12 protein-coding genes are annotated in these 11,722 nt (G+C 71.3%); 1 reads left to right on the top strand and 11 read right to left on the bottom strand.

The genetic code is table 11. The features are described from left to right. Positions 1–92: 92 nt before the first annotated feature. The 11 genes from yajC to pgsA form a co-directional block, all read right to left on the bottom strand. Positions 93–578 carry a preprotein translocase subunit YajC gene (gene yajC / locus ACFVXE_RS16600; RefSeq protein WP_389671848.1) on the bottom strand — a complete coding sequence of 162 codons (486 nt, stop codon included), beginning with the start codon at positions 576–578 and terminating at the stop codon, positions 93–95. 164 nt (positions 579–742) lie between these two features. Then, on the bottom strand, positions 743–1,816 hold the full coding sequence (ruvB, locus tag ACFVXE_RS16595) for a Holliday junction branch migration DNA helicase RuvB (protein ID WP_389671847.1): 1,074 nt from the start codon (positions 1,814–1,816) through the stop codon (positions 743–745). Between the two features lie 83 nt (positions 1,817–1,899). Next, positions 1,900–2,526 carry a Holliday junction branch migration protein RuvA gene (gene ruvA / locus ACFVXE_RS16590; RefSeq protein ID WP_389671846.1) on the bottom strand — a complete coding sequence of 209 codons (627 nt, stop codon included), beginning with the start codon at positions 2,524–2,526 and terminating at the stop codon, positions 1,900–1,902. Next, positions 2,523–3,092 carry a crossover junction endodeoxyribonuclease RuvC gene (ruvC, locus tag ACFVXE_RS16585; RefSeq protein ID WP_389671845.1) on the bottom strand — a complete coding sequence of 190 codons (570 nt, stop codon included), beginning with the start codon at positions 3,090–3,092 and terminating at the stop codon, positions 2,523–2,525. Before ruvC ends, ruvA begins: the two co-directional genes overlap by 4 nt. A gap of 124 nt (positions 3,093–3,216) precedes the next feature. After that, positions 3,217–3,969 (bottom strand): YebC/PmpR family DNA-binding transcriptional regulator, encoded by a 753-nt coding sequence (locus ACFVXE_RS16580; RefSeq protein WP_389671844.1) that lies wholly within the window; start codon positions 3,967–3,969, stop codon positions 3,217–3,219. Between the two features lie 62 nt (positions 3,970–4,031). After that, complete coding sequence (gene pdxT / locus ACFVXE_RS16575) at positions 4,032–4,625, bottom strand: pyridoxal 5'-phosphate synthase glutaminase subunit PdxT (protein WP_389671843.1); 594 nt, start codon at positions 4,623–4,625, stop codon at positions 4,032–4,034. Between the two features lie 6 nt (positions 4,626–4,631). Beyond that, positions 4,632–5,552, bottom strand: coding sequence for a pyridoxal 5'-phosphate synthase lyase subunit PdxS (gene pdxS / locus ACFVXE_RS16570; protein ID WP_148833401.1), 921 nt, complete (start codon positions 5,550–5,552; stop codon positions 4,632–4,634). A 256-nt stretch (positions 5,553–5,808) separates the two neighbouring features. Next, on the bottom strand, positions 5,809–6,354 hold the full coding sequence (locus ACFVXE_RS16565; RefSeq protein ID WP_389671842.1) for a hypothetical protein: 546 nt from the start codon (positions 6,352–6,354) through the stop codon (positions 5,809–5,811). Between the two features lie 111 nt (positions 6,355–6,465). Further along, positions 6,466–7,626: a glycosyltransferase family 4 protein gene (locus ACFVXE_RS16560; RefSeq protein ID WP_389671841.1), complete on the bottom strand. Its 1,161-nt coding sequence runs from the start codon at positions 7,624–7,626 to the stop codon at positions 6,466–6,468. Continuing rightward, on the bottom strand, positions 7,623–8,558 hold the full coding sequence (locus tag ACFVXE_RS16555; RefSeq protein ID WP_389671840.1) for a phosphatidylinositol mannoside acyltransferase: 936 nt from the start codon (positions 8,556–8,558) through the stop codon (positions 7,623–7,625). Before ACFVXE_RS16555 ends, ACFVXE_RS16560 begins: the two co-directional genes overlap by 4 nt. Continuing rightward, complete coding sequence (gene pgsA, locus ACFVXE_RS16550) at positions 8,555–9,226, bottom strand: phosphatidylinositol phosphate synthase (protein WP_389671839.1); 672 nt, start codon at positions 9,224–9,226, stop codon at positions 8,555–8,557. The genes ACFVXE_RS16555 and pgsA overlap by 4 nt, the downstream gene beginning before the upstream one ends. 267 nt (positions 9,227–9,493) lie before the next feature. Between pgsA and ACFVXE_RS16545 the strand changes: the two genes are divergently transcribed. After that, complete coding sequence (locus ACFVXE_RS16545) at positions 9,494–11,719, top strand: elongation factor G-like protein EF-G2 (RefSeq protein ID WP_389671838.1); 2,226 nt, start codon at positions 9,494–9,496, stop codon at positions 11,717–11,719. Positions 11,720–11,722: the final 3 nt, after the last annotated feature.

Here is an 11,722-nt window from a genome sequence, read left to right as displayed (position 1 = left end):
CCACGAAGTGTTGTGGGGACCTGCCCCCGCAGAAGATCGCACGGTCCTGGGGATGCCGGACGCCGATGGAATCGGCATCCCCGGGACGTGAGCTACTTCGCGTCGGCCTCGCCGTCGGCCTTGCCCTCGGACTTCTCGTCGGCCTTGGCGTCCTTCGGCTCGGCCTCGTCGGCCTCGGCCTTCTTGCCCAGGTCGATCTTGGCATCGTCCGAGGAGTCCGCGTCGGATTCGACCGGCTCGGTCAGCGAGGAGGCGTCGTCCGGCACGACCGCGCCGTCGATGTCGTCGTCGTCGCCGTCACCGTGGACGATGCGGTTGTACTCCTCGTCGGAGAGGACGGCGCCGATGGCGTTCTTGGCATAGATGGCGTGGACGCCGGGCGCGACCTCAAGGACAACCGAGTCGTCGTGAAGCTCCTTGACGGTGGCGTACATGCCTCCGATCGTGCGGACGCCGGTGCCGGCCTGCATCTCGTTGCGCATCTGCGAGGCGGCAGCCTGCTTCTTCTTGGCGGACCGGGTCATCAGGAACATGGCCCCGATAAGCACGATGAAGGGGAGGAGAGTCACGGGATTCACGGGACGGGTTTCCTTCGCACGACCGCGGTGGAATGCGGCCTGATCTACGGGGGTGGGTACACCGCCCTGTACAGGCGGCATCGGCGGAGTCTAAGCGAGTCCGCATCGATGGAACAACGCCCAGCATCGCACCCTGGTTCCTGTGGGGGCGAACCTGTGACGCATCACGCCCCGAAGAGACCCTGTTGTCCTATTCCGCCTTGCCGGGGCGGAACGAGACCGAGGTGGGCCCAGGCCGCCGGAGTGGCGACCCGCCCCCTGGGCGTCCTGGCCAGCAGCCCTTCCCGTACCAGGAAGGGCTCCGCGACCTCCTCGACCGTCTCGCGCTCCTCCCCCACCGCCACCGCGAGGGTGGACAGGCCGACGGGGCCGCCGCCGAAGAGTTTCAGCAGGGCACCGAGTACCGCCCGGTCCAGCCGGTCGAGCCCGCGCGCGTCGACCTCGTACACCGCGAGGGCGGCGGAGGCCACGGAGCGGTCGACCCGGCCGTCCGTCTTGACCTGGGCGTAGTCGCGGACGCGGCGCAGCAGCCGGTTGGCGATGCGCGGCGTGCCGCGGGAGCGGCCGGCGATCTCGGCGGCGCCGTCGGCGTCTATCGCGACGTCGAGGAGGCGGGCGGAGCGGTGGATGACCCGTTCCAGTTCGGCGGGGGCGTAGAACTCCATGTGACCGGTGAAGCCGAAGCGGTCGCGCAGCGGGGGCGGCAGGAGTCCGGCCCGGGTGGTGGCGCCGACCAGGGTGAAGGGCGGCAGCTCCAGCGGGATGGCGGTGGCGCCGGGGCCCTTGCCGACGATGACGTCGACCCGGAAGTCCTCCATCGCCATGTAGAGCATCTCCTCGGCCGGCCGTGACATGCGGTGGATCTCGTCGAGGAAGAGGACCTCGCCCTCCTGGAGGGAGGAGAGGATCGCGGCGAGATCGCCCGCGTGCTGGATGGCGGGGCCCGAGGTGATCCGGATCGGTGCGCCCATCTCGGCGGCGATGATCATGGAAAGGGTGGTCTTGCCGAGGCCGGGAGCGCCGGAGAGCAGGACGTGGTCGGCGGTGGCGCCGCGGGCGCGGGCCGCCTTCAGGACCAGGTCGAGCTGCTCGCGCACCCTCTCCTGACCGACGAACTCGTCCAGGTCCTTGGGGCGCAGGGCGGCTTCGACCGCGGTGTCCTCCCCGTCCGCGCCGGCGTCGACGAGCCGCTCGTCGAGCCGCTCGCCGGTGTCGGGTCCGGTCTCGTCCCAGTTCATTCGGTCAATCCCGCCTCGGGTGTTTCGGTGACGGGCCGTGCGGTGCCCGTGCGTCGGGCGTGTCGCGTCCGGCCGGTCTGCGGTCAGCGTGCACGGTTGAGGGTCTGCAGCGCGGCACGCAGCAGCTGCGGTACGGGCGGCTGGGCACCCTCCGCGAGCGCGGCCTCGGCCTGGGGTGCGACGGCGGTGACCGCCTCGTCGGCCTCACGGGTCGCGTACCCCAGCCCGATCAGGGCGGCCTGCAGCTGGTCGCGCCAGGAGGAGGTGACGGCGGTGCCGATGCCCTGCCGGCCGATGTGGGCGCCGACGGGCTCGCCGAGCCTGCCCTTCAGTTCGAGGAGGAGTTTCTGCGCGCCCTTCTTGCCGATGCCGGGGACGGCGGTGAGCGCCTTCTCGTCGCCGGTGGAGACGGCGACGCGCAGGGCGTCCGGGCTGTGCACGGCGAGCATCGCCTGGGCGAGCCGCGGGCCGACGCCGCTCGCGGTCTGGAGCAGCTCGAAGACCTGCCGCTGGTCGTCGTCGGCGAAGCCGTACAGGGTGAGCGAGTCCTCGCGTACGACGAGAGAGGTGGCCAGCCTGGCCTCCTGACCGATCCGCAGGTCGGCGAGGGTGTGCGGGCTGCACTGGACGGCCATGCCGATGCCGCCGACCTCGATCACGGCCGTGGTCGGGGCGAGTGCGGCGACGGGGCCGCTGACGAAGGCGATCATCGGGGGACCTTCCGGACGGGAACTGCGGGCGTACGGGGAACGCGCGGGACGCGGGCGGCGGCCGCCGCGTGCGCCTGCTGGAGGCGGTTGACGGCCGGGGCCCGCCAGATGTGGCAGATGGCGAGCGCCAGGGCATCGGCGGCGTCGGCGGGTTTCGGCGGGGCGTCGAGCCGCAGCAGCCGGGTGACCATCGCTCCGACCTGTGCCTTGTCGGCGCGGCCACTGCCGGTGACGGCGGCCTTGACCTCGCTGGGGGTGTGCAGGGCCACGGGGATGCCGCGGCGGGACGCACAGAGCATGGCGACCGCGCTCGCCTGGGCGGTCCCCATCACCGTACGCACGTTGTGCTGGCTGAACACCCGCTCCACGGCGACGAATTCGGGGCGGTGCTCGTCGAGCCACTCCTCGATGCCGCGCTCGATGGCGACCAGCCGGTGGCCGAGCTCGGCGTCGGCCGGGGTGCGGACGACGCCGACCCCGAGCATGGTCAGCGGACGGCCCGCGGCGCCCTCGACGACGCCGACGCCGCACCGGGTGAGCCCCGGGTCCACGCCCAGTACCCGCATGAAGCGCCCCCTCTGCCGATCGGTCAACTGTTCCCGCAGGCTATCGGCTCGCACTGACAATGCGACGGGCCGACGGGGGGTGTGTCCCCGTCGGCCCGTGCAGAGCGGCTGTGCCGAGTACGCCTCAGGCGTCGACCTTCTCCATGACCTCGTCCGAGACGTCGAAGTTGGCGAAGACGTTCTGCACGTCGTCGCTGTCCTCCAGCGCGTCGATCAGCTTGAAGATCTTGCGCGCGCCCTCTTCGTCCAGTTCGACCTGCATGGTGGGCAGGAAGTTGGCCTCGGCCGAGTCGTAGTCGATGCCGGCCTCCTGGAGCGCGGTACGGACCGCGACCATGTCGGTGGCCTCGCTCACGACCTCGTAGGACTCGCCGAGGTCGTTGACCTCCTCGGCTCCCGCGTCGAGGACCGCGCCGAGGACGTCGTCCTCGGACAGCTCGCCCTTGGGGACGATCACGACGCCCTTGCGATTGAAGAGGTACGAGACCGAACCCGGGTCGGCCATCGAGCCGCCGTTACGGGTCATCGCGACACGCACGTCGGAGGCGGCACGGTTGCGGTTGTCGGTGAGGCACTCGATGAGCACCGCGACACCGTTCGGGCCGTAACCCTCGTACATGATCGTCTGGTAATCGACGCCGCCCGCTTCGAGACCGCCACCGCGCTTGACCGCGGAGTCGATGTTCTTGTTCGGGACGGAGCTCTTCTTCGCCTTCTGGATCGCGTCGACGAGGGTCGGATTGCCCTCGATGTCGACTCCGCCGGTGCGGGCCGCGACCTCGATGTTCTTGATCAGCTTCGCGAAGAGCTTGCCGCGCTTGGCGTCAATCACGGCCTTCTTGTGCTTCGTCGTAGCCCATTTAGAGTGGCCGGACATCTGCCTGTCTCCTTCGCGTCACCAATTTCTTAACGAACCCGAGAGATCCTACCGGGATCGAGTCAGCCGATTGCGCGCACCATGTCGACGAAGAGCGCGTGGACCCGGTGGTCCCCGGTCAGTTCCGGGTGGAATGACGTCGCCAGGGCGTTCCCCTGACGCACCGCCACGATGTGCCCGCCGTGCTCGGCGACGACCTGGGCCTGCGCCCCGACCGACTCCACCCAGGGGGCGCGGATGAAGACGCCCTCGACCGGGCCGCCGTCGATCCCGGCGACCTCGACGGCCGCCTCGAAGGACTCGTTCTGCCGTCCGAAGGCGTTGCGGCGCACGATCATGTCGATGCCGCCGACGGTCTCCTGGCCCGAACGCGGGTCGAGGATCTTGTCGGCCAGCAGGATCATTCCGGCGCAGGTGCCGTAGACCGGCATGCCGGCCCGCACCCGCTCGCGGAGCGGTTCGAGCATGCCGAACAGGGTGGCCAGCTTGGACATGGTGGTGGACTCACCGCCGGGGATGACCAGACCGTCGACCTCGGCGAGCTCCTCGGGGCGCCGGACCGGCCTGGCCAGGGCGTCAGCCGAGGCCAGGGCGATCAGGTGCTCCCGTACGTCGCCCTGGAGAGCCAGGACTCCGATCACAGGGGTGTCGCTCATCAGTGACTACCAGCCGCGGTTGGCGTAGCGCTCGGTCTCGGGCAGCGTGTCGCAGTTGATGCCGACCATGGCCTCGCCCAGGTTGCGGGAGGCGTCCGCGATGATCTTCGGGTCGTCGTAGAAGGTGGTCGCCTTCACGATGGCGGCGGCACGCTTGGCCGGGTCGCCGGACTTGAAGATGCCGGAGCCGACGAAGACGCCCTCGGCGCCGAGCTGGCGCATCAGCGCGGCGTCGGCCGGCGTGGCGACGCCACCCGCGGAGAACAGCACCACGGGCAGCTTGCCGAGCTCGGCGACCTCCTTGACCAGCTCGTACGGGGCGCGGAGCTCCTTGGCGGCGGCGTACAGCTCGTTGTTGTCGTAGCCGCGCAGACGGGCGATCTCGTTCTTGATCTGGCGCAGGTGGCGGACCGCCTCGACGACGTTGCCGGTGCCGGCCTCGCCCTTCGAGCGGATCATGGCCGCGCCCTCGGCGATCCGGCGCAGCGCCTCGCCCAGGTTGGTGGCACCGCAGACGAACGGCGTGGTGAAGGCGAACTTGTCGCTGTGGTTGACCTCGTCGGCCGGGGTGAGCACCTCGGACTCGTCGATGTAGTCGACGCCGAGCGACTGCAGCACCTGGGCCTCGACGAAGTGGCCGATGCGGGACTTCGCCATCACCGGGATGGAGACGGCCTCGATGATCTCTTCGATCATGTTCGGGTCGGACATCCGGGCCACGCCGCCGTCCTTGCGGATGTCGGCGGGCACCCGCTCCAGGGCCATGACGGCCACGGCGCCCGCGTCCTCGGCGATCTTCGCCTGCTCGGCGTTGACGACATCCATGATCACGCCGCCCTTGAGCTGCTCGGCCATGCCGCGCTTGACTCGGGCGGTGCCGGTGGCCGGGGAGTCAGCGGACTGCGGGGTGCTGGGAAGCGTGGACACGGATCGACCTCACTCGGTGAAAAGAGATGCTGGAAGTGCTGGTTGACGCAGTCAGAGCAAACTCCCCGGGACCAGTCCACTGCAAGGGCCAATGAGAGGCCGGTGGATCGTTTTGGCCGCGTACGGCTGCGTATGGCCCGGGCCGCCGCCCGGGCACGGAACCCGGACGACGGAGCCCGGTACGGGACGTGGTGCACCCGCCGCGGGGCGCGCGGAGCGGCCTCAGCGGGCGCGAGACCGTCGTGTGCGGGGCGGGTCAGCTGACCGGGCGGTCGGCCAGGGCGACCGGCGGCTCGTCGTCCATCTCGAAGGCCAGCGGGAACGGCGCGTGTCCGGCCAGCCGGAACAGGCGCACCGTGCGGTGTCGGCGCAGCGCCCGCGCCGCACGCACCGCGTCGTTGTGGAACCGTCGCGCCATCGGGACGCGGCGCACGGCCGCGGCCAGTTCGGTTGCCGCCTCCTCGCCGCCCGGAACCTCCTTCACCGCCTCCACCTGCGCCGTTTCACCGAAGACGGCTCGCAGCGCGGTGCTGAGCTCGCTCTCGGCGACCTCCCGGTGCTCCTCCTCGGACTGCCGGGCGGCGTGTGCGGCCTCGTACAGCACGATGGACGCGGCCGGGTCGAGAACCCCGGACGTGGCCAGTTCCTGGGTGACCGAGGCGCGGCGCAGCAGCTGTGCGTCGAGGGCGGCGCGGGCGGCGTCGATGCGGGTGTGCAGCCGGTCCAGCCGTCCGGCGGTCCAGCTGAGGTACAGGCCGATCGCGACGAGCGCGACGACGATCCAGATGAGGGTTTCGGTCACGGACCGCAAGGCTACCGTCGCGGGCGTCACGGCCTGTCCCCCCGGCCCGGTCCCGACCGCAGCCCGGTCGGGGACCGCACCGCCCGCGCGGGCCTGCGCCCGGGCCCCTCGTCAGTCGCGGGCCAGCCCGAACCGGGCCCGCAGCCCCGTGCGCTCGTCCGCCGCCACCGAGGCGGCTCCGTCCGTCACCGTCTCGTAGACCGCGAGGATGTCCGCCCCGACCGTCGACCAGTCGAACCGCCGCACATGCGCACGGCCCCGCTCGCGCAGCTCCGCACGCCGCTCCGGGTCGCCCAGCAACCGGACGGCCGCCGCCGCGAGCGCGTCCGCGTCCTCGTTGGCGAACAGTTCCCCCGCCGAGCCGAGGTCCAGCACCTGGGTGAACGCGTCCAGATCGCTGGCCAGGACCGGCGCGCCCGCCGACAGCGCCTCGACCAGGATGATCCCGAAACTCTCGCCGCCGGTGTTGGGGGCCACGTACACGTCGACGCTGCGCAGCAGTCGCGCCTTGTCCTCGTCGCTCACCATCCCGAGGAATTCGACGCGCTCGCGCATCTCCGCGGGCAACGAGGCGACCGCCTCCTCCTCGTCGCCGCGCCCGGCCACCAGCAGCCTGGTCCCGGGGCGGGCGGCAAGGATCGCGGGCAGGGCCCTCATCAGGACCGGCAGACCCTTCCGGGGCTCGTCGATACGCCCTATGAAACCGATCGTCCCGCCCTGCCACTCGGCCTTGGGCTCGGCCCTGTCGAAGAAGCCCACGTCGACCCCGTTCGGGATGACGACCGCGTCGCCGCCCAGGTGCTCGACCAGGGTCCGGCGCGCGTACTCGCTCACCGCGATGCGCGCGCTGATCTTCTCCAGCGCGGGCTGCAGGATCGGGTACGCGGCGATCATCGCCCGGGAGCGCGGGTTGGAGGTGTGGAACGTGGCGACGATCGGTCCCTGCGCGGCCCAGCAGGCGAGCAGCCCCAGCGACGGCGAGGTCGGCTCATGGATGTGGATCACGTCGAACGTGCCGTCGTGCAGCCAGCGGCGCACCCGCGCGGCGGACAGGAAGCCGAAGTTCAGCCGGGCCACCGAGCCGTTGTACGGGACGGGCACGGCCCGGCCCGCGGAGACCACGTACGGCGGCAGCGGCGTCTCGTCGTCGGCGGGGGCCAGTACCGACACCTGGTGTCCGAGCCGGATCAGGTGCTCGGCCAGGTCCCTGATGTGGAACTGCACGCCGCCCGGCACGTCCCAGGAGTACGGACAGACGATGCCGATCTTCACGGCTGCTCCCCACGGGGTTCGAGGTCGGCGAGCCAGAGACGCTGCAGCATGTGCCAGTCCTCCGGGTGCTCGGCGATTCCGGTGGCGAAGGCATCGGCCAGCGCCTGCGTCATCACCGACGTCTTCTCGGCGCGGGTGCCCGACGGGGGTACCTCGACGGCCGGATGGATCCGCGCCTTCATCACGGACGTCCCGTCGTACCAGAGCGTGACGGGCAGCAGCAGCGCGCCGGTCTGCTGCGCGAGCAGCGCGGGTCCAGCGGGCATCCGCGCCGTGCCGCCGAAGAACGTCACCTCCACACCGGAGGCGGAGAGGTCACGGTCGGCGACGAGACAGACGAGTCCGCCGTCCCGCAGCCGCCGCGCCAGGGTGCCGAAGGCGGACCCGCCGGTGTGCGGCAGGACCTCCATGCCGAGCCCCTCGCGGTAGGCGACGAACCGGTCGTACAGCGACTCGGGCCTGAGCCGCTCGGCGACCGTGGTGAACGGCACCTTCAGGTCGGTGGTGACCCACGCCCCGGCCAGGTCCCAGTTCCCCAGGTGCGGCAGGGCGAGGAGCACGCCGCGCCCGGAGTCGAGACCGTCGGTCAGCCGGTGGACGTCCGTGACGTCTATGCCTGCCTTGATCCGCTCCGGACTCCAGGTGGGCAGGCGGAACGACTCCATCCAGTAGCGCATGTACGAGCGCATCCCGGCCTTCGACAGCTCGGCGAGCCGGGCCGGGCTCGCGTCCGGCACCACCCTCGCCAGGTTCGACTCCAGCCGCAGCACGCTCTTGCCCCGCCGCTTCCACACCTGGTCGGCGAGGGTGCGGAACAGGGCCCGGGCAGCGGGCTCGGGGAGCTTCTTGACCGCGCCCCAGCCGAGTCCGTACAGCCCGTCGGTCAGCCGGTCCCTCAGCCCGGTCCCCGGCTTCCCGCTGTCGCCGGTCACTGCGCGGCCCCGCTCCCCCGGTCGGCCGCGGCAGCGGCCGCGTCGGCCTCGGCGGACTCGCGGCGCACGGTCACCACCCGCTGCACGAGCGTCACCAGGCTGCCCGCGGCGACGATCCACAGCGCGATCGGCAGCAGGACGTCGATGCCGGGCACTCCGAATTTGTGGAGCCCGGCGAGCCCGGCGGCCACCAGTGAGATCACCAGCCGTTCGGCGCGTTCCACCAGGCCGTTGACCGCGACCGGCAGGCCGATCGACTCGCCGCGGGCCTTGGTGTACGAGACCACCTGGCCGCTGGCCAGGCAGAAGATCGCCACCGCGCAGAGCACGTTGTCGTCGCCGTTGCCCGCGTACCAGAGCGCGAACCCGCCGAAGATGGCGCCGTCGGCGACTCGGTCCAACGTCGAGTCCAGGAATGCGCCCCAGCGGCTGGAGATACCGGCCTGCCGGGCCATGTTGCCGTCGACGAGGTCGGAGAAGACGAAGACCGTGATGACGATCGTGCCCCAGAAGAACTCCCCCATGGGGAAGAAGACCAGCGCACCTGCCATCACTCCGGCGGTACCGATGAGCGTGACCGCGTCAGGGCTCACGCCGAGACGGAGCAGCAGTGCGGCGAACGGTGTGAGGACACGCGTGAAAAATGCACGCGCGTACTTGTTCAGCATGGCCTTCCCGAGGGTCGGTGGGCCGCGCGGCCCCTTCGGCCACCGGCTGGCCCATCGTAGTCACCAGTGCGGCGGTCCACTGTCGGGGCATCGGTCCCCGGGCGTCGGCGTCCGACGTATGGACGCAGCCTGACCTGAGTGGAAAGCTCGAATTACCGCGGGCGTCGCCGCAGCCGCCGCGGCGGCTCCACGTGCCCGCGCCCGTATTTCTCCCCTCACCGCGCCAGCCAATCTCCCCGCACAGCGCACACCACCGGGAGGCACATCATGGGCGACAAGGCACACGCACACACCGGGGCCGCCGGCAGAGCAGCGACGGCCGACCGGCCCTCTTCCCTCCGGAACGTGGTGCTGGTCGGCCACAGCGGATCGGGCAAGACCACCCTCGTCGAGGCCCTCGCGCTGACCGCCGGAGCGGTCAACCGGGCAGGCCGGGTCGAGGACGGCGGAACGGTCTCCGACTACGACGAGATCGAGCACCGCCAGCAACGTTCGGTACAGCTCTCCCTCGTCCCCGTCGAATGGGGCGGATACAAGATCAATCTCTTGGACACCCCCGGATACGCCGATTTCGTCGGGGAACTCAGGGCCGGTCTGCGGGCAGCGGACGCGGCCCTTTTCGTCGTCTCGGCCGCCCAGGAGGCCGACGCCGTCGCGGGCACCACCCGCGCCGTGTGGGAGGAGTGCGCGGCCGTCGGCATGCCGCGCGCCATCGTCGTCACCCACCTCGACACCGCACGCACCTCGTTCGACGAGATGACCCGTGTCTGCGGCGAGATCTTCGGGGGTGACGACCCGGACGCGGTACTGCCGCTCTACCTGCCCGTGCTCGGCCCCGAGAGCCCGGACGGGCACGCCCCGCTGACCGGGCTCACCGGGCTGCTCACGCAGCGGGTCCTCGACTACTCGTCCGGCGAGCGGAAGGAGACGCCGCCCGCCGACGACCAGCACGCACCGCTCCGGGACGCCCGCAACCGGCTGATCGAAGGGATCATCGCCGAGAGCGAGGACGAGACACTGATGGATCGCTATCTCGGCGGCGAGGACATCGACGTCACGACCCTCGTCGACGACCTGGAGCACGCCGTCGCCCGCGGCACCTTCCACCCCGTGCTCACGGCGGCGCCCGCAGTCGATGGCGCCCGCCAGGGCATCGGCACCGTCGAACTCCTGGACCTGATCACCGGCGGCTTCCCGACCCCGCTGGAGCATCCGCTGCCCGATGTCACCACCCCGCAGGGCGCCCCCCGTCCCGCTCCGTCCTGCGACCCGGCGGGCCCGCTGGTCGCCGAGGTGGTCAAGACCGCCTCGGACCCGTACGTCGGGCGCGTCTCGCTCGTCCGCGTGTTCTCCGGCACCCTGCGTCCCGACGAGGCCGTCCATGTCCTCGGCCACGGCCCGAACGGCCACGGACCGGGATCCGGCGCCCTCCATGAGACGGAGGTCCGCGTCGGCGCGCTGTCCGCCCCGTTCGGGAAGCAGCAGCGCGCCCTGACCAGCTGCATCGCCGGGGACCTGGCCTGCGTCGCCAAGTTGGGCGGCGCCGAGACCGGTGACACCCTCTCGGCTCCGGACGACCCGCTGCTGATGGAGCCGTGGGCCATGCCGGACCCGCTGTTGCCGCTCGCCATCGAGGCGCACAGCAAGGCGGACGAGGACAAGCTCTCCCAGGGGCTCGCGCGGCTCGTCGCCGAGGACCCGACCATGCGTCTCGAACAGAACCAGGACACCCATCAGGTGGTGCTCTGGTGCCTCGGCGAGGCGCATCTGGACGTGGCGCTCGACCGGCTGCGGACCCGGTACGGGGTGCAGGTCGACGCGGTTCCGTACCGGGTGGCGCTGCGCGAGACGTTCGCCGGGCAGTCGACCGGACGCGGGCGGCACGTCAAACAGTCCGGCGGACACGGCCAGTACGCCATCTGCGAGATCGACGTGGAACCGCTGCCGGTCGGTTCGGGGATCGAATTCGTCGACAAGGTGGTGGGCGGGGCGGTGCCGCGCCAGTTCATCCCGTCCGTGGAGAAGGGGATCCGCGCCCAGGCCGCCCGCGGCGTCGTGGCCGGCCACCCCCTCGTCGACATACGGATCACTCTGCGGGACGGGAAGGCGCACTCGGTGGACTCCTCCGACGCCGCGTTCCAGGCGGCGGGCGCGCTGGCCCTGCGTGAGGCGGCCGCCGACACCCGTATCCAGCTCCTCGAACCCGTCTCCGAGGTGCAGGTTCTCGTCCCCGACGACTACGTGGGTCCGGTGATGAGCGATCTGTCGGGGCGGCGCGGCCGGGTGGTCGGCACCGAGCAGTCCGGGCCGGGCCGCACGCTCGTCCGGGCCGAGGTCCCGGAGCTGGAGATCGACCGGTACGCGATCGATCTGCGTTCCCTGTCGCACGGCACCGGCCGCTTCGACCGGGCGTACGCCCGGCACGAACCGATGCCCCCGCAGCTCGCCGAGCGCCTCCGCGAACAGCAGGAAAGTATGGCAAAAGGCGCATAGTTG

It is taken from the genome of Streptomyces sp. NPDC058231 (assembly GCF_042882275.1).
Classification (GTDB): Bacteria; Actinomycetota; Actinomycetes; order Streptomycetales; family Streptomycetaceae; genus Streptomyces.
Note: the sequence above shows the minus strand (reverse complement) of the source record. Positions and strands in the feature narration are given on the sequence as shown.